The sequence below is a fragment of the Pseudomonas sp. NFACC05-1 genome (genome assembly GCF_900100135.1).
Classification (GTDB): Bacteria; Pseudomonadota; Gammaproteobacteria; order Pseudomonadales; family Pseudomonadaceae; genus Aquipseudomonas; species Aquipseudomonas fluorescens_Q.
This window is the reverse complement of record NZ_FMTR01000040.1, coordinates 16,612-37,710: the sequence shown is the minus strand read 5'-3', so window position 1 is coordinate 37,710 and position 21,099 is coordinate 16,612. Positions and strand designations below refer to the sequence as shown.

Genomic DNA, 21,099 nt, shown 5'->3' with positions numbered 1-21,099 from the left:
ATAAGCAGTGAATTTCTGAGACAAGAGCGTTTGCATTGCACACCTCCACAGACGCTAAAGTACATGCAGGAACATGCATGCTTGCGTCCAGCGAAGGCGATATAGAGAGCCGTGCCCGGCTTTCCCTGAGTGTTCGTTAGAGGGCGCAAGCGCACCTGCTGGGCTCGAAGGTGAAGCAGTAATCATCGAGATGCGTTGCAGCCCTATTCGTAGCTCGCAGGTGCATGTTCCTTCCTCGCAACAACCGGACTCCAGCGAGTATCAGTATGGGGGAGCAAGGAACGGACTACCTATATCGCAGCCCAGCGGGGATAAATCCCCTCGCCACAGGCACAGTATCAGTACTTGCATCCTCCCCACCTCGCCCGCATACACTGATCCTATGAATCTGCCCCTTGCAGCCAACCACGCCATGGCAGGCTTTCACCCCGCCGTTCGCGCCTGGTTCAGCCAGACATTCCCGGCGGTCACGGCCGCCCAGGCCCAAGCGTGGCCGTTGATCGGCCAGCGTCGTTCGACCCTGGTGGCGGCGCCTACCGGCTCGGGCAAGACCTTGACGGCTTTTCTCGCCGTGCTCGATGACCTGGTGCATCGCGGCCTGGAACAGGGCGGCCTGCCGGACCAAACGCTGGTGGTCTACGTCTCGCCGCTCAAGGCCTTGAGCAACGATATCCAGATCAACCTGCAAAATCCGCTGGCCGGCATCACCGAACAGCTGCGGCGGATGGACCTGCCCCCCCTGCACATCACCACCGCTGTGCGTACCGGCGACACGCCGCAGAAAGAACGCTCGGCGATGCGCAAGACCGCGCCGCACATCCTGGTGACCACCCCCGAATCGCTCTACGTGCTGCTCGGTTCCGATTCCGGCCGGCAGATGCTCGCCAGCACCCGCACGGTGATCGTCGACGAAATCCACGCCATCGCCGCCAGCAAGCGCGGCAGCCACCTGGCCTTGAGCCTGGAACGCCTGCAAGCCCTGTGCGCCGAACCGTTGATGCGCATCGGCCTGTCCGCCACGCAAAAGCCCATCGAAGCGGTGTCGCGTTTTCTCGTCGGTGAGGGACGTAGCTGCGAAATCGTCGACATCGGCCACGCCCGCCCCCGGGACCTGGACATAGAGGTGCCGCCAGTACCGCTGTCGGCGGTGATGGCCAATGACGTGTGGGAACTGGTCTACAACCGCCTCGCCGAGCTGGCCCGGGAACACCGCACCACCCTGGTGTTCGTAAACACCCGGCGCCTGGCCGAGCGCCTGAGCCGTCATCTGAGCGAGCGCCTGGGCAAGGACGCCGTGGCGGCCCATCACGGCAGCCTGGCCAAGGAGTTTCGCCTCGACGCCGAACAACGCCTCAAGCGCGGCGAACTGAAGGTGCTGATCGCCACCGCGTCCCTGGAGCTGGGCATTGATATCGGCGATGTCGACCTGGTCTGCCAGATCGCCTCGCCCCGTTCGATCTCGGCGTTCCTGCAACGGGTCGGTCGTTCCGGTCACCAGGTCGGTGGCACGCCCAAGGGCCGCCTGTTCGCCACCACCCGCGACGACTTGATCGAATGCGCCGCCCTGCTCGACTGCGTGCGCCGTGGCGAACTCGACATCCTGCACATTCCCAAGGCGCCACTGGATGTGCTGGCCCAGCAGATTGTCGCCGAGGTCAGTTGCCAGGAATGGCCGGAGCAGGCGCTGCTGGAGACCTTCCGCCGCGCTTCGCCCTACGCCGAGCTGGACGAAGGGCATTACCAGGCGCTGTTGCAGATGCTCGCCGAAGGCCTCAATGGCCGCCAGGGCGTGCGCAGCGCCTACCTGCACCGCGATGCCGTGACCCGGACCCTGCGCGGGCGTCGGGGCAGCAAGCTGACGGCGGTGACCAGCGGCGGCACCATTCCAGACAATGCCGACTACAGCGTGCTGCTCGAACCCCAAGGGCTGAACATCGGCAGCGTCAACGAAGACTTCGCGGTGGAGAGCATTGCCGGCGATGTGTTCCAGTTGGGCAATACCTCTTACCGCATCATTCGCGTCGAAACTGGCCGCGTGCGGGTCGAGGACGCCCAGGGCCAACCGCCGACCATCCCGTTCTGGCTCGGCGAAGCGCCGGGACGCAGCGCCGAATTGTCCCTGGCCGTGGCGCGCCTGCAAGCCCAGCTCGATCAACTGCTCGGCGCCACGCCGGGCCATCTGCAACCGGCCCTGGATTGGCTGACCGGCACCTTGCAACTGAACCTGGCCAGCGCCGAACAACTGGTGGATTACCTGGCCCCGGCGCGCCTGGCCTTCGGCGCCCTGCCGTCCCAGGACACGCTGCTGATGGAGCGTTTTTTCGACGAGTCCGGCGGCACGCAACTGATCATCCACACGCCCTTCGGCAGCCGTATCAACCGCGCCTGGGGCCTGGCCTTGCGCAAGCGCTTCTGCCGCACCTTCAACTTCGAATTGCAGGCCGCCGCCAGTGAAGACGCCATCGTGCTCTCGCTGTCCACCAGCCACAGCTTCGAACTGGACGAAGTGTGGCGCTACCTCAACAGCCACAGCGCCGAGCAGATCCTGGTCCAGGCGGTGCTGGATGCACCGCTGTTCGGCGTGCGCTGGCGCTGGAACGCTGGCGTGGCCCTGGCCTTGCCGCGCTACGCCGGCGGGCGCAAAGTCGCCCCGCAGATCCAGCGGATGAAAAGCGAGGACCTGATTGCCAGCGTGTTTCCGGACCAGATCGCCTGCCTGGAAAACCTCGCCGGCGAGCGGGAAATCCCCGACCATCCGCTGGTGGAACAGACCCTCGACGATTGCCTGCACGAAGCCATGGACAGCGAAGGTTGGCTGACGCTGTTGCGGCGCATGGAAGCCGGCCAGATTCGCCTGATCAGCCGCGACCTGCCGGCGCCCTCGCCGCTGGCGGCGGAAATCCTCAGCGCCCGGCCCTACACCTTTCTCGACGACGCGCCGCTGGAAGAACGGCGCACCCAGGCGGTGATCAACCGGCGCTGGAGCGATCCACAGGCCACCGACGACCTCGGCGCGCTGGACGCCGAAGCCATCCAGTCGGTCCGGGATGAAGCCTGGCCGACGCCGACCAATCTTGATGAGATGCACGAAGCCTTGATGAGCCTGGCCTGCATCGCCGACAGCGAAGCCAACGCCCACGCGCCGTGGCTGGATTGGTTGCAGACGCTGGCCGAGGGCGGACGCGCCAGCCATGTGCAGATCAGCGCCGAACGCGGCCTGTGGGTGGCGCTGGAACGGCTGACGTGTCTGCAAGCGGTTTATCCACAGGCCCAATGGCAACCAGCGCTGACGCCCTTGGCCGGTTTCGATGAAGCCTGGGACGGCGACGAGGCCCTGGTGGAAGTGCTCCGCGCCCGACTCAGCGCCTTTGGCCCGCTGCCGTTGAAGGCCATTGCCTACCCGCTGGGGTTGTTGACACCGCAGGTCACCCAGGCCCTGGCGCAGCTCGAGCAGCAAGGCTATGTGCTGCGTGGGCGGTTCACGCCGGGCACCGGCCAGGAGGAATGGTGCGAGCGGCATTTGCTGGCGCGGATTCATCGCTACACGGTCAAGCGCCTGCGCCGGGAAATCGAGCCGGTGATGCTGCAGGATTTCATGCGTTTCCTGTTCGACTGGCAACACCTGTCATCGTCCAGCCAAGGTCGGGGCAATGCCGTGCTGCCGTCGATCCTGGGTCAGTTCGAAGGCTTTCCAGCCGCCGCGTCAGCCTGGGACAGCGACCTGCTGCCGGCGCGGATCAAAGACTATTCGCCCAGTTGGCTCGATGAGTTGTGCCGCAGTGGCAAGTGGGTATGGACGCGCCTGAGTGCGCACCAGAAGCCTTCCGCCAGCGCCCTGCGCAGCACGCCGGTGGTATTGCTGCCGCGCAGCCAGGTGGCGTTGTGGAGCAGCCTGGCCGGGCAAACGGCCCTTGATGAGCTGTCGCCCAAGACACAAAAAGTCCATCAGGCCCTCGCCGAACACGGCGCGCTGTTTTTCGACGAACTGGCCCACGAGGCTCATCTGCTGCGCAGCGAACTGGAAATCGCCTTGCAGGAACTGGTGGGCGCCGGATTGGTGAATGCCGACAGCTTCGCCGGCTTGCGCGCGCTGATCACCCCCGCCAGCAAACGCCAGGCCCGCAGCAGTCGGCGCGGGCGCGGCGCGTTTGTCGGCGGCATGGACGACGCCGGGCGCTGGGCCTTGCTGCGCCGTAGCCAACCCGCGCCGGTGGAAGGCAACCGCCCGGCGCCGACACCGCCCGAGACCCTGGAACACATCGCCATGACCCTGCTGCGCCGCTACGGCGTGGTGTTCTGGCGCTTGCTGGAGCGGGAGGCGGATTGGTTGCCGAGCTGGCGCGATCTGCTGCGCACCTTTCATCGGTTGGAGGCACGGGGCGAGATTCGTGGCGGGCGGTTCGTCAGCGGCCTGGCAGGTGAACAATTCGCCCTGCCCGAAGCCATCCCGCTGCTGCGCGAAGTACGCCGCCGCCCCACCGACGGCAGCCTGGTGGCGGTGTGCGGCGTCGACCCGCTGAACCTGGCCGGCACCCTGCTGCCGGGGGCGAAAGTGCCGGCGCTGGCGGGCAATCGGCTGGTGTATCGCGATGGTTTGCCGGTGGCGGCGCAGATTGCTGGCAAGCAGCATCTTTGGATGGAGTTGGATGCTCATGGGATGGCTGAGATCAGGAATAAGCTGATCCAACACCATTAGCCTACACATCACACCTGTGGCGAGGGAGCTTGCTCCCGCTGGGCTGCGTAGCAGCCCCAAACAATACATCCGTGCGCGGCAATATCCGCCCAAAGCGACGACTGCTTCGCAGCCGAGCGGGAGCAAGCTCCCTCGCCACAGGGTTACCGATTAGCTCACGACTCCCCCGATTCTTTCGGCTCCTCCACGAACCGCTTGGGCAACATCACCTGCTGTGGATAAGTCTGCGCAAAGTGCACCGCCGGGTGGTTATCCACAAGCTTCTTCAACTGCTGGTTGAACGCCCGGCTCACCGCATATTGCCCACCCGACACGGTGCGGAACTGCGCCGTGAGCACCACGCCGTTGAGGTCCATCTTGTCCACGCCAAACACATCCAACGGCCCTTGCAGGTTGAACTTGAGGAACGGGTCTTCGGCGATCGAACGCCCGGCCTCGCGAATCAGCTCGATGGCCTGGTCGACATCGGTGTCGTATGTGAATTGCACGGAGAAAAACGCAAAGGCGAATTGCCGGGACTGGTTTGTCACCGCCTTGATCTGGCCGAACGGCACCGAATGCACGAAGCCCTTGCCGTCGCGCAGGCGCAGGGTGCGGATGGTCAGGCCTTCGACGGTGCCGGCGTGGCCAGAGCTGAGCACAACCCAGTCGCCGATGGACAGCGTGTCTTCGATAATGATGAACAGCCCAGTGATGACGTCCTGCACCAGTTGCTGGGAACCGAAGCCGATCGCCAGCCCCACCACCCCGGCTCCGGCCAGCAACGGCGCGACGTTGATGCCCAGGTTGGCCATGGTGGTGATCGCGCAAATCACCACCAGGATGATTTTCGCCGCGTTGCGCAACAGCGGCAGGATGGTCTTGACCCGGGTGCTGGGCTGGCGGGCCCCGCGCTTGTTCAGCGGCGGTTTCAGGGCTTCCTGGATCGCCGTGTCGAGCACCACCCACGTGAGCCAGGTCATCAGGAAGATCAGGCCGATGCGGCTCAAGGAATCGCTGATCGCCCGGCCTATGGCATTGCGCGAGGCGAACTCGAACAGGGAAATGCCCCAGATCCGTCCGAGGACTTCGATGAATACCACCGCCATGACGATGCGCAGCAACGCGTGCAGCAGGCTCAACAGGCGACCCTTGTAGGCGCTGTTGCGCTGGATGGCCTCGGCCTTGGGCGACTTGAAGACGTGTTGGAACACGGTGCTGAGGAACACCGTGGCGATCAGCAGGATGGTGGTGAACAGCGCGCAACGCAGGGCTTTCTGGTTGTCCTCGCCGACACCGATCAGGCTCACCGCCGACACCAGCACCATCAACAGGATCGGCCAATACCAGAGCCCGGAGAAAATCCGCAGCGACTCCTGCAAGGCCGGTTGCTTCAAGCGCTGGGCCAGCGGGCGGTTGCGGATCAGGTGCGCCACGGGCCTGCGCATGCGAATCACCAGCCAGCCAAAGATCACCGAGGCAAACAAGCCGGTGAACACTGCGATGCTGCTGGTGATGTTGCCGCCCAGTTGCCGGGCGATCTGCGGGCTGGTCAGGGCATCGCTGAGGGCGGCGAGAAAACCGATCATGAACAATGGCCGGGGGCTGAAGCGCCGGATCATCGCCACCGCCCGGCGTTTGTGACCCGCGTTGAACATCACGATCACGCACAGCAACACCGAAGTGGAGAAAATGCCGCTGCTAGTGGCGTAGGCGAAGCACAGCGCCAGGGCGCGACCGACCGACACCTGCAGGAAGTGGCTGACGTACAGGGTCAGCGGCAGGCAGATCAACGCCGCAGCGGTGTACGGCAGCAGATAACCGAGCAGGTCGCGCAGGCGCTGGCGGGTGCGCAACCAGCGGCGCCGGCCCAGATGGCGCAGCAGCAGCCGCGCGCCCGACCAGATCAGTGCAAAAGCGCCGATCCAGACGCTCGACAACAACAGGAAATCACCCGCCACGCGCCAGGACGAACGGGACGTCTGGTCCACCAGCCGGTCCACCTCATCCGCCGCCCGGTCCGCCCGCAGGCGCCAGGCATCCACCAGGCTTTGGTTGAGATCGAGTTTGTCCTGGACATCGTCAATGCTCGAACTGATGGCCCCCAATAAACCGCCCTGCACCAGCGGCGCAGGTTCGGCGGGCGGTTCATCGGGCTTGGAGGTGCCAGGGACAGCGGCGGTGCCGTAGGCGCTGGTACCGGTCAGCGCCAGCAAGAACAGCAGCAATACAGTGCTCAATCGAGACAAGACGCGAGGCTCCTTCACACGGGATCGGTAAGGAACTGATCAATATTGCGCCGGCAAGTTCGCTCGCAAGGCCAATACAAAACCTTGTGGCGAGGGAGCTTGCTCCCGCTGGGGCGCGCAGCGGCCCTGTTTTTGGGACTTACTGCGCATCCCTCGCCACAGCTTCACTGCCGCCGGGCATCCCATCGAAACTTTCCAGGCCGCGCAACAGTCATCAAAAGACACAGGCTGCACGAGGTCATTGGCACGGGAGGGATACATGACGGCGATCCACATTGGCATTTCCGGTTGGCGCTACACGCCCTGGCGGGGGGATTTCTACCCCAAGGGGCTGGCCCAGAAACGGGAACTGCAATTCGCCTCACGAGCGGTCAATAGCATCGAAATCAATGGATCGTTCTACGCCCTGCAACGCCCCGAACGGTATGCCCAGTGGTACGCCGAGACACCGCCCGGCTTCGTGTTCAGCGTCAAGGCCCCGCGTTTCATCACCCATATCAAGCGCCTGCGGGACATCCGCAAGCCGTTGGCCAATTTCTTCGCCTCCGGCGTGCTGGAGCTCAAGGAGAAGCTGGGCGCGATCCTCTGGCAGTTTCCGCCCAGCTTCAAATTTGACCCCGAGCTGTTCGAAGACTTCCTCAAGCAACTGCCCCACGACACCGAAGGTGCCGCCGCCCTGGCCCGCGAGCACGAGCCGCGCCTGGACGGCCACGCCAGCACCACCACTGATAAAAAGCGCCCACTGCGCCACGCCGTGGAAATCCGCCATGAGAGCTTTATCGACCCGCACTTCGTCACGCTGCTCAAGCGCTACGACGTGGCCCTGGTGATCGCCGACACGGCCGGCAAATGGCCCTATCGTGAAGACGTCACCAGCGATTTCGTCTACCTGCGCCTGCACGGCGCCGAGCAGCTGTACGCCAGCGGCTACACCGACGAGGCGTTGAAGCGCTGGGGCGAGCGGATCGAGGCCTGGAGCCACGGCAAGCAACCCACCGACGCCCAGTTGATCGACCCCGACAAGAAACCCCGGGCCCGTAAAAGCCGGGAAGTGTTCTGCTATTTCGACAACGACATCAAAGTCCGCGCGCCCTATGACGCACGCCACTTGCTGGAGCACTTCCATCTGGACAAGGACCTCGCCACCGCGCCCGGCGAGCGCCCGGCCGAAGGGGTGTTGCCATGAACCGCCCGGAAACCAGCGAAGCAACCCACGAGCCGACCCAGCAACAGGCCCAGGTTCTCGACCCGGTCAGCCGTTTCACCGTGCTGACGGTCAACACCCACAAGGGCTTCACCGCCCTGAACCGGCGCTTCATCCTGCCGGAACTGCGCGAAGCGGTGCGCAGCGTGTCCGCCGATGTGGTGTTCTTGCAGGAAGTCCACGGCACCCACGAACACCATCCCCAGCGCTACAGCAACTGGCCGAGCATGCCGCAATACGAATTCCTCGCCGACACCCTCTGGCCACAGTTCGCCTACGGGCGCAACGCGGTGTATCCGGCGGGCGACCACGGCAACGCGCTGCTGTCGAAATTCCAGATCATCCGCCACGACAACCTGGACGTGTCCATCAGCGGCCATGAGAACCGCGGCATGCTCCACAGCGTGCTGCGCCTGCCGGGCGATGGACAGCAAGTGCATGCCATTTGCGTGCACCTGGGGCTGCGCGAAGGTCATCGTGTCGAGCAACTCAAGCTGCTTTGCCAGCGCTTGAGCGAACTGCCGCCCGACGCGCCAGTGATCGTGGCCGGCGACTTCAACGACTGGCGCGGCAAGGCCAGTGAACTGCTCGAACCCTGCGGCCTGCGGGAAGTGTTCGCCGAACAGTGGGGCAAACCGGCCCGCAGCTTTCCGGCGCGCCTGCCGGTCCTGCGCCTGGACCGCATCTACGTGCGCAACCTCAAGGCCCGTCATCCCAAGGTGTTGAGCGTACGACCCTGGTCGCACCTCTCCGACCACGCACCGCTGTCGGTGGAGATCGAATTATGAGCGCGACAATGAACAAGGCGACGGTTGAGCAGGTCGAGGCGCCACCCACCGAACGCAACCCGGCGCTGACGGATATCGAATACGGCTGGCACGGCAACAATCGCGTCAAGCTGTTGGAAAACGGCGAAGAGTATTTCCCCAGGGTCTTCGAAGCCATTCGCCGGGCCGAGGCAGAAATCCTCCTGGAGACTTTCATCCTGTTCGAGGACAAGGTCGGTTATGAACTGCGGGACCTGTTGATCGAAGCCGCCGCGCGGGGCGTGCGCATCACCGTCAGCCTCGATGGCTTCGGCTGCGGAGAGCTGACCACCGAATTCCTCGCCTCGTTGAGCGACGCTGGCGTGCGCCTGCAAATGTTCGATCCCGCCCCACGGCGCCTGGGCATCCGCACCAACTGGTTCCGTCGCCTGCACCGCAAGATCGTGGTGGTGGACGGGGTGATTGCGTTTATCGGCGGGATCAATTTTTCCGCCGACCACCTGGGCGATTTCGGACCCGAGGCCAAGCAGGATTACTCCGTGGAAATCAAAGGCCCGGCGGTGGTGGATATCCATCACTTCGCGCTGTTGCAGAGCGGACGGCCTGCCCGGGCCAAATACTGGTGGCAACGGCGCCGCAGTCGGCGCAACGAATTGGCCATCAACGACCACGACGGCCAGGTGCGCCTGGTCTACCGGGATAATCACGAACACCAGACCGACATTGAAGAGGTTTACCTGCAAGTGCTGCGCAGCGCCCAGCGGCGGGTGGTGATCGCCAATGCCTACTTCTTCCCTGGCTACCGGTTGCTGCGCGAGATCCGCAACGCGGCACGGCGGGGCGTGGAAGTACGGCTGATCCTGCAGGGCCAGCCGGACATGCTGATCGCCAAGCTCGCCGCGCGCATGCTCTACAGCTACCTGCTCAAGGCCGGCGTGGTGATCTACGAATATTGCGAGCGACCGCTGCACGGCAAGGTCGCCCTGGTGGATGAGGATTGGAGCACGGTGGGTTCGAGCAACCTCGACCCGCTGAGCCTGTCCCTGAATCTGGAAGCCAATGTGCTGATCCGCGACCGGGCGTTCAATCGCGAGTTGTTCGAGCGCCTCGACTATCTGAGCCGCAACCATTGCACCGCCATGCCCGAGGACCACGCCCCCCGGGGCCTGTTGTGGCGTATGACCATCGGTTTCATGGTGTTCCACTTTTTGCGCCATTTCCCGGCCTGGGCCGGCTGGCTGCCGGCCCATAAACCGCGTCTGAAACCATTTTCACCGCCGACGGCGGTCCGGAGCGAACCCCATGAACCACTCTGAAGCGCACGCCGCGCCGAGAGATGCCCATGCGCCGGAACAGTCCAAGCCCAAATCCCGCTGGAGCCGCTGGAAAAGACCGCTGACCCTGGCGTTTTTCCTGCTGTTGATCGTGCTGTTCACCACCTTGGCCCGACGCATCGATTGGTCGGAAGTGTTCGCCACCCTGGCAGACTTCAAGGTGCGCACCTTGATCATCGCCGCCGCGCTGACCGTCACCAGTTTCATCACCTATGCCTGCTTCGACCTGATCGGTCGCACCTACATCCGCCAGAAACTGGGTTGGCGGCAGATCTTGCCGGTGGGGGTGATCAGTTACGCGTTCAACCTCAACCTCAGCGCCTGGGTCGGTGGTATCGCCATGCGCTATCGCCTGTATTCGCGACTGGGGGTCAGCAGCGGGAACATCGCCAAAATTCTCGGCCTGAGCCTGGCCACCAACTGGTTCGGCTACATGACCTTGGCCGGGGTGGTGTTCAGCAGCGGCCTGGTGACCATGCCGCCGGGCTGGAAACTCAGCAGCGATGCGTTGCAAGGCGTCGGCGCGCTGTTGCTGCTGGTGAGTGCCGGTTACCTGGTGGCCTGCCGGTTTTCCAAGCGCCGGGCCTGGACGATTCGCGGCATGGAAATCAATCTGCCGTCGCTGCGCATGGCGGTGCTGCAACTGGCGTTGGGCGCGCTGAACTGGTCGTTGATGGCGGCGGTGATCTTCACGTTGCTGCCCGGCAAACTGGATTATCCAGTGGTGCTCGGGGTGTTGCTGATCAGCAGCATTGCGGGGGTCATCACCCACATTCCGGCGGGGCTTGGGGTGTTGGAAGCGGTGTTCGTTGCGCTGCTGCAACATGAAGTGTCGCGGGGCAGCCTGCTGGCGGGATTGATCGCCTACCGGGCGATCTATTTCATCCTGCCGTTGCTGATTACCGTGGTGATGTACCTGGTGATCGAGGCGAAGGCCAAGGCGTTGCGGGTCAAGCCTGGGGTCAAGTGATGGGTTGCCTGGCCTGGCCTCATCGCGAGCAAGCTCGCTCCCACATTGGATCGGTTGTGAACACACTTATCTCGATCGCTACACATCCCCTGTGGGAGCGAGCCTGCTCGCGATGGGCCCCCAACACCGCACGATCAGCGTTCCTGGATGATGCTCAAGCGCTCTCCCACCACCATTTCCGTGATCCAGTCCACCAGGATCGAGGTGTAGGCCTGCTGTGACACGGGGTCGCTCAAGGCATGATCGGCACCGTCGATGATCCGGTGAGTCAGCGAGTGGGTCTGCTGGCACGCCGCCCGGTAGCTCATGATGGTGGCATGGGGCACGTAGGCATCGGTCTCGGACTCCACCAGCAACACATCGCCGGTGAACTGCGAACACGCATGCAAGGCGCGATTGGTTCCGGCGTGCACCAGCGTGCTGCGGTAATCCAGCAGGTCGGTCTTGTCCAGGTCGCGCTTGGGGGTGTGCCATTGCTCGTCGCGGTACAGCGCTGGCACCCGCAGGGCCAGCCAGCGTACCGGACGCAACGAAGTCAGGATCGAAGCCAGGTAGCCACCATAACTGGTGCCCACCACGGCAATCGCCGAGGTATCCAAGGCCGGGTGCGCGAGCAAGCGGTCGTAGGCCGCCAACAGGTCTCGCAGGTTGTCCTCGCGGGTGACCCGCGACAACGGGATCCCCGCTCCGCCGGTGTGCCCACGCAAGTCGAAGGTCAGGCACACGCAACCCAGGCCGGCGATGCCTTTGGCCCGTTCCAGGTCCCGCTCCTGGCTACCGCCCCAGCCGTGCACGAACAACACGCCAGGAACCTTCGACTTGGGACTCAGGAATGTCCCGTTCATGCGTTCATCGTCAATCTCGATCTGAATGGTTTCACTTCTAGCCGTCATAGGATTGAACCGTTACGTATTTGAGAAGGAAGTCACCGTTGTGCGCCTCGCCGCGATAGACCTCCCTCGCGCCGGGCGGCAGCGGTTGCTCGGTGTAGGTCTCCACCGAGGACACCCGCACCGCGCTGGTTTGCGGCGCTTCGACGAACACCTGCAACGCCGCCAGTTCGGCGCTGCTGGCGCCGCCCATGCGCCATGACTGTTCCAACACACCGCCACGGGGCTGGCCGGCGGCATCCAGGCCCTGGGCGATGTCGTAATTGCGCCGCGATGCAAAAAAGCTCGGGTAGGCCTGATTGGCGGCGTCATCGAACACCTGCGCCAGGCGCACCGCCTCGCGCACATCGTCGGGCAGTTCGAGCCTGAGCAACTCGATATAACCGCCCTGTACTATCAGCAGGTCCGACCCGCCGTACACCTCCACCCCCTCGCTGTCGTGGGTCAGGTGTTGCACACCGCAATAACTCAGGACCTTGCCGTTGATGAAGCTCTGGCCGACGCTCTGGGTCTTGACCTCGTTGAGGTGCTGTTCCAGCGCCACCCCATCGCGAAACAGCGCCTGGGCGTCCGGCCCGGCGACAATTTCATCGAACTGCGCCAGGCTCTTGATCAGCCGTTGCCCACGCCCGGCACAGGCATGGATCGGCTTGAGGCGAATCGGCCCGGTGTACAGCAAGTGCTCGGCGGCCGGACGCGCATCCTTGAGCGAAAAGACCGTCACGCCATCGAGTACCGCGCCTCGCGTGAGCTTGGCAAACAGCGGCGACCAGCCCTTGGGCGCCACGGCGTCCTTATTCAACAGACCGTGGGTAATCGCCTTGGTGCAGATAAAATCATGCTCGACATACCCACCCCACATATCCTCCGGCCCCTTGACCCCCAGGCGCATCAAGGTTTCGGTGCCGATCAGGGTTTGCGTGGGCAACAGATAAAGATCATGACCGGCCCGAGGGTCATGACTGTCGTCGTACTCCCATCCCAGGATCTGTGCCAGCCACCGGGCCAGTGCACGATTGGTCTCGACCTCATGGCGCGGCGCTTGTGGATTGACCGAATAGGCCACTACCCGCTTGTTGCGATTGACTGGTGTCATGCGTTGCCCTTTTTCCTGCGTTCGATGGCTTTGGATATGCCTGTGAATCAGGAAAGGTGCAGAGATCAGGCCAACGGTGGCATCGGCAGGGATGGCTCAGCCAAACGGGCGTCTAGTGCGCAGTTGATAGCATCGGGCCTGTTTCATTCTGCACGACCCATGATAGGCATCCCGCAAATTGCACGATATCCAGCAGCAAAGAACCTACACCGGATGTAGTCAGTTGGGATGGTGGGGCTGCTGCGCAGCCCAGCGGGAGCAAGCTCCCTCGCCACAAAGGGTCCAGTGTCAGCCTTTGGGAGTGCCCGGTGGATTTACCCCAAACCGCGCCCGATAATCACTCGGCGCCAACCCGGTGATTTTCCTGAACGTCGCGCGAAAGGCGCTCGGGTCCTGGTAACCGACGGTCCAGGCAATGTGGTCGATGGTGCCATTGGTGAACTCCAGCATTTCCCGGGCTTTGCCGACGCGCAGATGCTGGCAGTATTCGGTGGGCTTGAGCCCGGTGGCGGCGCGAAACCTGCGCAGGAAGGTGCGTTCTTCCAGCCCAGCGCGTTCGGCCATCGCACCGAGGGAAACCTCCACCGCGCCGCTGCTTTGCAACCAATGCTGGACCTTGAGAATCGCCGGGTCGCCATGGCCGAGGATGGGCGCAAAATTACTGCCGCACTGGCTCGCGCTGTCGCTGTGCTCGATCACCAGGAATTGCGCCGTGCGCGTGGCGATGCTGGGCCCGAGCAGGCGGTCCACCAGGCGTAGCCCCAGCTCCGACCAGGCCATCAGCCCGGCGGTGGTGATCAGGTCGCCGTCGTCGACGATGGGTTTGTCGGCATTGAGCTTGATTTTCGGGTAACGCGCGGCAAAGGTCTTGGCCGAAGTCCAGTGGGTGGTGGCGCTGCGCCCGTCGAGCAGGCCGCTTTCGGCCAGCAGGATCGAGCCCACGCAAACCCCGCCGAGCACTGTGCCGTCGGCATGCTGCGCCCGCAGCCAATCCATCAGCGCCTGAGAGACCAAGCCTTCACTGAAACCGGCAAGGGACGGTGGAATCAACAACGCCACCAGCTTGCCCGCCGGGCCTGTTTCGCTGTCGAACACCCGCAACGGCGCCTCGCCCTCCTCCGCCCGCCAGTGACTTACCCGCAGCGTTGGCAACTGCACGCTGGCATGCTCGGCCGCGATCCGCTGAGCCACGGCGAACAGATCGGTCAAGCCATGCACCGCCGCCAGTTGCGCGCCAGGGTAGATGAGCACCCCAAGCTCGGCGACCGCCCTTTGCTGCATCATTGTCAGTTTTCCCTCGCTTATTGTCGTTGCGGCCAATCCTCGAAGCGACGGTAAAAGCCAATACTGGCTTCACACCCAATCTGATCGAGGAAGCCCCCATGTCCAAGCAAGCGCTCATCGTAGTCGATATCCAGAACGACTACTTCCCCCAGGGCAAATGGCCGTTGGTCGGCGCCGAAGCCGCCGCCGACAATGCCGTACGGTTGATCGAAGCCTTCCGTCAGGCCGGTGATCGCGTGGTGCACATCCGCCACGAGTTCACCTCCGACGACGCCCCGTTCTTCACCCCAGGCTCGGAAGGCGCACAACTGCATCCTAAAGTGCTCAACCGCGCCGACGAACCGGTGGTGCTCAAACATTTCGTCAATTCGTTTCGTGAGACCGAACTACAATCCCTCCTCGAGCACCATGGCATCGAACAACTGGTGGTTGTCGGCAGCATGAGCCACATGTGCGTCGACGGCGTCGTGCGGGCGGCGGCAGACCTGGGCTACGGCGTCACGGTGATCCACGATGCCTGCGCCACCCTCGACCTGGAATTCAACGGCGTCGTCGTGCCGGCCGCCCAAGTGCACGCGGCGTTCATGGCCGCGCTGGGGTTTGCCTATGCGAGTGTGGTGAGCACCGAGCAATTCCTGGCCGACCATCAATAAACCCACGACATTACTAAAAACCGCACTTCATCATCCAAGTGCGGTTTTGCCTCAGGCATCAACGGCGTGTCTGGAGGCGATCAAGTCTCCAGCACGAGCAACAACCGCGGCGTCGTCGCCACGAACCCCATCTGCTGCGCTTCGCGCGCCATCCCTTCAGCTTCTCGCCGCTGCGCCCCTACTGTTTTTACTAGGCGTACTTGAGGAATAACGATAAGAATGGCCGGGCATTTTTCCCAAGAGCCAGCCGTATGAAACGCAAACGCCCACCGCGCCTGGTCGAATCCCCGTTCCCGACCGCTACATCAGCGCCACTGCACCCGCCCTCGTGGGATTGCTCAAGCAACGTATCCAGGCCGGGATACCTGGGCACGATGGTGTATGCCGTGGTAATGCTGCTGGCCTTGCCGGTCTATGGGCTGACAGTGCTATCGACGAAGCTGTTTCATGTCGGACAAAACCTGTCGCCCATTCATACAAGAGTGATCGAGGCCCCCCTGTTTATAGCGCTCGCGTTCATCAGCGCATTCGCGGCCGTCTGCGTGCTCAACTGGCTGGCATCCGGACCTGAGGTGCTCGGTTTCTGCTTTGACGAACGCCAGCAACGCCTCACCTTCACCCAATGCCGCCCTGCCCGGCAAACCACCGAAGAATGCGTGCCGTACAGCGATATCCACTCCATCAGGCCCTACATAACGACCGCTTCCGCCCACTTTTGTCACTTTGTGGTGTGCTTCGCCGGGGCCAATGGCAAACCGATCGAACTTCGGTTTTCGGAGGTAACGGTGCGGGACATGGCGTTCCATGCCGAGTGGTTGAGGCAGTCGATTGGCGAGAGGATGCAGGAAGTATTGGATCTGGATTTGTGAGCATGACCGGGATTGCCCGGGGTCCTCAAGTCATGAACCTGGCCTGCGCCAATAAATAAAAAGCCCCAAGGGCAGAGTGCGCTTGGGGCTTTTTTTCAAACTATTGGCTGAGTAGTCTCAACCCGTCATCAGAACGGAATATCGTCATCAAAGCTGTCGAAATCCGGAGCCGGTTGCGGCGCGGCCTGTTGTGGGGCCGGACGCTCGCGTTGTGGCTGTGGGGCCGACTGCGGACGCGGGGCCTGCTGACGCGGAGCCGATTGCTGGTAGTTGTTGCCACCTTGTTGCTGGTCGCCCTGTGGACGGCCGCCCAGCAGTTGCATGGTGCCTTGCATGTCGACCACGATTTCGGTGGTGTAACGCTTGATACCGTCTTTTTCCCACTCGCGAGTCTGCAGCTTGCCCTCGATGTACACCTGCGAACCCTTGCGCAGGTATTCGCCGGCGATCTCAGCTACTTTGCCGAACATCGACACGCGGTGCCATTCGGTCTTCTCGACCTTCTGGCCGGTCTGCTTGTCGGTCCACTGTTCGCTGGTCGCCAGACTCAGGTTGGTCACGGCGTTGCCGTTCGGCAGGTAGCGAACTTCGGGATCCTGGCCGCAAGTACCGACCAATATGACTTTGTTAACCCCACGGGCCATAACGTTCTCCTAGGCTTCGCACGTAGTCGGGGCCGGGTTGTTCACCAGGCGCTCGAGCGTCGCGCGATCCAATAATTCGGTGTCGAGTTTGATATACACGGCCGCTTCGTCGGCGACCACCACTGCATCGGTTACTCCAACGACGGCCTTCAGACGCTCGGTCAGGCCAGCCTCACGAATCGCCTCGGGCGATAAGGGCAAGCGCAGGCTCGTCACATAGGGAGGTTCGCGCATGGTAACAGCAAAGGCCAACCAAAGTGCAGCCAGCGCGGCACAACCCAGGAACACAACCGACAAACCGCCATGCTGGAACAGCCAGCCGCCAAGGATCCCGCCCAACGCCGAGCCCAGGAACTGACTGGTGGAGTAGACCCCCATCGCCGTGCCCTTGCCGCCCGCCGGTGAAACCTTGCTGATCAACGACGGCAGCGAGGCTTCCAGCAGATTGAACGCGGTGAAGAACACCACCGTGCCGATCACCAGGGCCCGCAAGCTATCGCCGAACTGCCAGAAGAATAGCTCAGTGAGCATCAGCGTCATGACGGCGCCGAGCAAAACTCGTTTCATTTTGCGTCGTTTCTCGCCATAGATGATGAACGGAATCATGGCGAAGAACGAAATCAGCAGCGCCGTCAGGTAGACCCACCAGTGCTGTTCCTTGGGCAGGCCGGCCTTCTCGACCAGGGCCAGCGGCAAGGCCACGAAGCTGGACATCAGCATGGCGTGGAGCACGAAAATGCCCAGGTCCAGGCGCAACAGGTCCGGGTGCTTGAGCGTCGGGATCAGCGCCTGGCGCGCCACCCCGGATTCGCGGTGCTGCAACGGGCCAGTGGCGTGCGGCACCATGAACGCCACGATCAGGATCCCCACCAGCGCCATGGCCCCGGTCGCCAGGAACAGGCCGGACAAGCCAAAGGCGCGGGTCAGCAAGGGGCCTACCACCATGGCCACGGCGAACGACAGACCAATGGTCATGCCGATCATGGCCATGGCCTTGGTCCGATGTTGTTCGCGGGTCAAGTCTGACAGCAGCGCCATCACGGCCGCGGAAATAGCCCCGGCGCCCTGCAGGATGCGTCCGGCGATCACGCCCCAGATCGAGTCGGCATTGGCAGCCAGCACACTGCCAAGGGCGAAGACGATCAGCCCCAGGTAGATAACCGGGCGCCGGCCGATACGGTCGGAAATGACCCCGAACGGGATCTGGAAGATCGCCTGGGTCAGGCCATAAGCGCCAATCGCCAACCCGATGAGGGCCGGGGTCGCGCCAGCCAGGTCCATGCCATAGGTCGCCAGCACCGGCAACACCATGAACATGCCCAGCATACGGAAGGCGAACACCAGGGCCAGACCGCTTGCTGCGCGCGTCTCGCCACGACTCATGCGTTCGCTGTGGGGATCTTGCATGGAAAAACCTCATGTGAACCGGCGGCGATTCTACCAGTCCCATCGATTGAGAGGGTATATGGCGACCGTTTGCCGCGCAGTCTTCATGTATGGCTGCAATCGCACCTTCAATAGTGTGCATCCATCCAGTATTTGCCCGTATACTCCTACGTTTTCGACGCCCGCCGAGCGAGGCCACTTTGGACAAGATCCTGATTCGTGGGGCCCGTACCCACAACCTGAAGAACATCGACCTGACCCTGCCACGGGACAAGCTGATCGTCATCACCGGCCTGTCCGGATCCGGCAAATCATCCCTGGCCTTCGACACGTTGTACGCTGAAGGCCAGCGACGCTATGTCGAATCGCTGTCGGCCTACGCCCGGCAGTTCCTGTCGATGATGGAAAAACCCGACGTCGACACCATCGAAGGCCTGTCGCCGGCCATTTCCATCGAACAGAAGTCGACCTCCCATAACCCCCGGTCGACGGTCGGCACCATCACCGAAATCTACGACTACCTGCGCTTGCTGTATGCGCGGGTCGGTATTCCCCGTTGTCCCGATCACGACATTCCCCTGGAAGCCCAGACCGTCAGCCAGATGGTCGACCTGGTGCTGGCCCAGCCCGAAGGCAGCAAGCTGATGCTGCTGGCCCCGGTGGTTCGCGAGCGCAAGGGCGAACACCTGATGGTGTTCGAAGAACTGCGCGCCCAAGGCTTCGTGCGGGCCCGGGTCAACGGCAAGCTGTGCGAGCTGGACGAACTGCCGAAACTGGATAAACAGAAGAAGCATTCGATCGATGTGGTGGTCGACCGCTTCAAGGTCCGTGCCGACTTGCAGCAGCGGTTGGCCGAGTCCTTCGAGACGGCACTGAAACTGGCCGACGGCATCGCCCTGGTCGCACCGATGGACGACGAGCCCGGCGAGGAGATCATTTTCTCCGCGCGTTTCGCCTGCCCGATCTGCGGCCATGCCATCAGCGAGCTGGAACCCAAGCTGTTCTCCTTCAACAACCCGGCTGGCGCCTGCCCGACCTGCGATGGCCTGGGGGTCAAGCAGTTCTTCGACACCAAGCGCCTGGTCAATGGCGAGCTGACCCTGGCCGAAGGCGCGATTCGCGGCTGGGACAGGCGCAACGTCTATTATTTCCAGATGCTCGGTTCGCTGGCGGCCCATTACAAGTTCAGCCTGGATAAACCGTTCAACGAGCTGCCCGCCGACCAGCAGAAATTCATCCTGCAGGGCAGCGGCTCGCAGAATGTCGACTTCAAATACCTCAACGACCGCGGCGATATCGTCAAGCGCTCCCACCCGTTCGAAGGCATCGTGCCGAACCTGGAGCGACGCTACCGCGAGACCGAATCGGCCAGCGTGCGCGAAGAACTGGCCAAGTTCCTCAGCACCCAGCCCTGCCCGGACTGCCGTGGCACTCGCCTGCGTCGCGAGGCGCGGCATGTGTGGGTGGGCGAGAAGACCCTGCCGGCGGTGACCAGCCTGCCGATTGGCGACGCTACCGATTATTTCGGCGGCTTGAAGCTCACCGGCCGTCGGGGCGAAATCGCCGACAAGATCCTCAAGGAAATCCGCGAGCGCCTGCAGTTCCTGGTGAACGTCGGCCTGGATTACCTGACCCTCGACCGCAGCGCAGACACGCTGTCCGGCGGCGAAGCCCAGCGTATCCGCCTCGCCAGCCAGATCGGCGCCGGCCTGGTGGGGGTGATGTATATCCTCGACGAGCCGTCCATCGGCCTGCACCAGCGGGACAACGACCGGTTGCTCGGCACCCTGAAGCACCTGCGGGACATCGGCAACACGGTGATTGTGGTCGAGCACGACGAGGACGCCATCCGCCTGGCGGACTACGTGGTGGACATCGGCCCGGGCGCAGGGGTCCATGGCGGGCATATCGTTGCCCAGGGCACCGCCGCCGAAGTCATGGCGCACCCTGACTCCCTGACCGGCAAATACCTGTCGGGCCGGGTGAAGATCAAGGTTCCGGCCAAACGTACGCCGCGCAACAAGAAGCTGTCGCTGACCCTCAAGGGCGCCCGTGGCAACAACTTGCGCAACGTCGACCTGGAAATCCCGATCGGCTTGCTGACCTGCGTGACCGGCGTGTCCGGCTCCGGCAAGTCGACGCTGATCAACAACACCCTGTTCCCCCTCAGCGCCACGGCCCTGAACGGCGCCACGACCCTGGAAGCGGCCGCCCACGACAGCATCAAGGGCCTGGAGCACCTGGACAAGGTGGTCGACATCGACCAGAGCCCGATTGGCCGTACCCCGCGTTCCAACCCGGCGACCTATACCGGGTTGTTCACACCGATCCGCGAACTGTTCGCCGGCGTGCCAGAGTCCCGCTCGCGCGGCTACGGCCCGGGGCGTTTCTCGTTCAACGTCAAGGGCGGGCGCTGCGAAGCCTGCCAGGGCGATGGCCTGATCAAAGTGGAAATGCACTTCCTGCCAGACATCTACGTGCCGTGCGATGTGTGCAAGAGCAAGCGCTACAACCGCGAGACCCTGGAGATCAAATACAAGGGCAAGAACATCCACGAAACCCTCGAGATGACCATCGAGGAAGCCCGGGTGTTCTTCGACGCGGTGCCAGCCCTGGCGCGCAAGCTCCAGACGCTGATGGATGTGGGTCTGTCGTACATCAAGCTGGGGCAATCGGCAACGACCTTGTCCGGCGGTGAAGCCCAGCGGGTCAAGCTGTCCCGCGAGCTGTCCAAGCGCGACACCGGCAAGACCCTGTATATCCTCGACGAGCCGACCACAGGCCTGCACTTCGCCGATATCCAGCAATTGCTCGACGTGCTGCACCGCCTTCGCGACCACGGCAACACCGTGGTGGTGATCGAACACAACCTGGACGTGATCAAGACCGCTGACTGGCTGGTGGACCTGGGGCCGGAAGGCGGCTCCAAGGGTGGCCAGATCATCGCCGTAGGGACGCCGGAACAAGTGGCCGAGATGAAGCAGTCCTACACCGGCTACTACCTCAAGCCGTTGCTGGAACGTGATCGGGACTGATTTCACCCGAGCACGAAAAAGCCCCTGTCATCTCATCGGTGAC

The 21,099-nt window shown here is 63.2% G+C and carries 14 protein-coding genes; 8 read left to right on the top strand and 6 right to left on the bottom strand.

Annotated elements, in window-relative coordinates; translation table 11 throughout:
• Positions 1 to 382 precede the first annotated feature (382 nt).
• Positions 383 to 4,696: a DEAD/DEAH box helicase gene (locus tag BLO97_RS29560; RefSeq protein WP_092349647.1), complete on the top strand. Its 4,314-nt coding sequence runs from the start codon at positions 383 to 385 to the stop codon at positions 4,694 to 4,696.
• A 155-nt stretch (positions 4,697 to 4,851) separates the two neighbouring features.
• Here the strand turns inward: BLO97_RS29560 and BLO97_RS29555 are convergent, their stop codons facing one another.
• Positions 4,852 to 6,924: a mechanosensitive ion channel family protein gene (locus BLO97_RS29555; protein ID WP_092225543.1), complete on the bottom strand. Its 2,073-nt coding sequence runs from the start codon at positions 6,922 to 6,924 to the stop codon at positions 4,852 to 4,854.
• A gap of 259 nt (positions 6,925 to 7,183) precedes the next feature.
• On the opposite strand from BLO97_RS29555, the gene BLO97_RS29550 reads away from it, so the two are divergent.
• The 4 genes from BLO97_RS29550 to BLO97_RS29535 are packed head-to-tail and all read left to right on the top strand — an operon-like array spanning position 7,184 to position 11,199.
• Entirely contained in the window at positions 7,184 to 8,110 is a 927-nt protein-coding gene (locus BLO97_RS29550; RefSeq protein WP_092349643.1) for a DUF72 domain-containing protein, read from the top strand.
• Positions 8,107 to 8,916: an endonuclease/exonuclease/phosphatase family protein gene (locus BLO97_RS29545; protein WP_092349640.1), complete on the top strand. Its 810-nt coding sequence runs from the start codon at positions 8,107 to 8,109 to the stop codon at positions 8,914 to 8,916. Before BLO97_RS29550 ends, BLO97_RS29545 begins: the two co-directional genes overlap by 4 nt.
• A complete protein-coding gene (gene clsB, locus BLO97_RS29540; RefSeq protein ID WP_092225547.1) occupies positions 8,913 to 10,211 on the top strand; it encodes a cardiolipin synthase ClsB in 1,299 nt (432 codons plus the stop codon). The genes BLO97_RS29545 and clsB overlap by 4 nt, the downstream gene beginning before the upstream one ends.
• Positions 10,198 to 11,199, top strand: coding sequence for a lysylphosphatidylglycerol synthase domain-containing protein (locus BLO97_RS29535; RefSeq protein WP_092349637.1), 1,002 nt, complete (start codon positions 10,198 to 10,200; stop codon positions 11,197 to 11,199). Before clsB ends, BLO97_RS29535 begins: the two co-directional genes overlap by 14 nt.
• A gap of 134 nt (positions 11,200 to 11,333) precedes the next feature.
• Here BLO97_RS29535 and BLO97_RS29525 read toward each other — a convergent pair whose 3' ends face one another.
• From BLO97_RS29525 to BLO97_RS29515, 3 genes are all read right to left on the bottom strand, one after another.
• Complete coding sequence (locus tag BLO97_RS29525) at positions 11,334 to 12,092, bottom strand: alpha/beta hydrolase family protein (RefSeq protein ID WP_063324151.1); 759 nt, start codon at positions 12,090 to 12,092, stop codon at positions 11,334 to 11,336.
• Positions 12,082 to 13,185, bottom strand: a complete 1,104-nt coding sequence (locus BLO97_RS29520) for a DUF3182 family protein (protein WP_092349631.1) — start codon at positions 13,183 to 13,185, stop codon at positions 12,082 to 12,084. Before BLO97_RS29520 ends, BLO97_RS29525 begins: the two co-directional genes overlap by 11 nt.
• 288 nt (positions 13,186 to 13,473) lie before the next feature.
• The gene (locus BLO97_RS29515) at positions 13,474 to 14,469 is read right to left on the bottom strand and encodes a GlxA family transcriptional regulator (RefSeq protein ID WP_092349628.1); all 996 of its coding nucleotides are present in this window, start codon (positions 14,467 to 14,469) and stop codon (positions 13,474 to 13,476) included.
• 98 nt (positions 14,470 to 14,567) lie between these two features.
• Here BLO97_RS29515 and BLO97_RS29510 point away from each other — a divergent pair, with 98 nt between their 5' ends.
• Positions 14,568 to 15,122, top strand: coding sequence for a cysteine hydrolase family protein (locus BLO97_RS29510; RefSeq protein WP_092149698.1), 555 nt, complete (start codon positions 14,568 to 14,570; stop codon positions 15,120 to 15,122).
• A 251-nt stretch (positions 15,123 to 15,373) separates the two neighbouring features.
• Entirely contained in the window at positions 15,374 to 15,991 is a 618-nt protein-coding gene (locus tag BLO97_RS29505) for a hypothetical protein (protein ID WP_170862088.1), read from the top strand.
• A 128-nt stretch (positions 15,992 to 16,119) separates the two neighbouring features.
• On the opposite strand, the gene BLO97_RS29500 is transcribed toward BLO97_RS29505, so the two are convergent.
• On the bottom strand, positions 16,120 to 16,635 hold the full coding sequence (locus tag BLO97_RS29500) for a single-stranded DNA-binding protein (RefSeq protein ID WP_024778338.1): 516 nt from the start codon (positions 16,633 to 16,635) through the stop codon (positions 16,120 to 16,122).
• Positions 16,636 to 16,644: 9 nt separating this feature from the next.
• Complete coding sequence (locus BLO97_RS29495) at positions 16,645 to 18,042, bottom strand: MFS transporter (RefSeq protein WP_092149695.1); 1,398 nt, start codon at positions 18,040 to 18,042, stop codon at positions 16,645 to 16,647.
• A 179-nt stretch (positions 18,043 to 18,221) separates the two neighbouring features.
• Between BLO97_RS29495 and uvrA the strand changes: the two genes are divergently transcribed.
• Entirely contained in the window at positions 18,222 to 21,056 is a 2,835-nt protein-coding gene (gene uvrA / locus BLO97_RS29490; RefSeq protein ID WP_063324142.1) for an excinuclease ABC subunit UvrA, read from the top strand.
• Positions 21,057 to 21,099 lie beyond the last annotated feature (43 nt).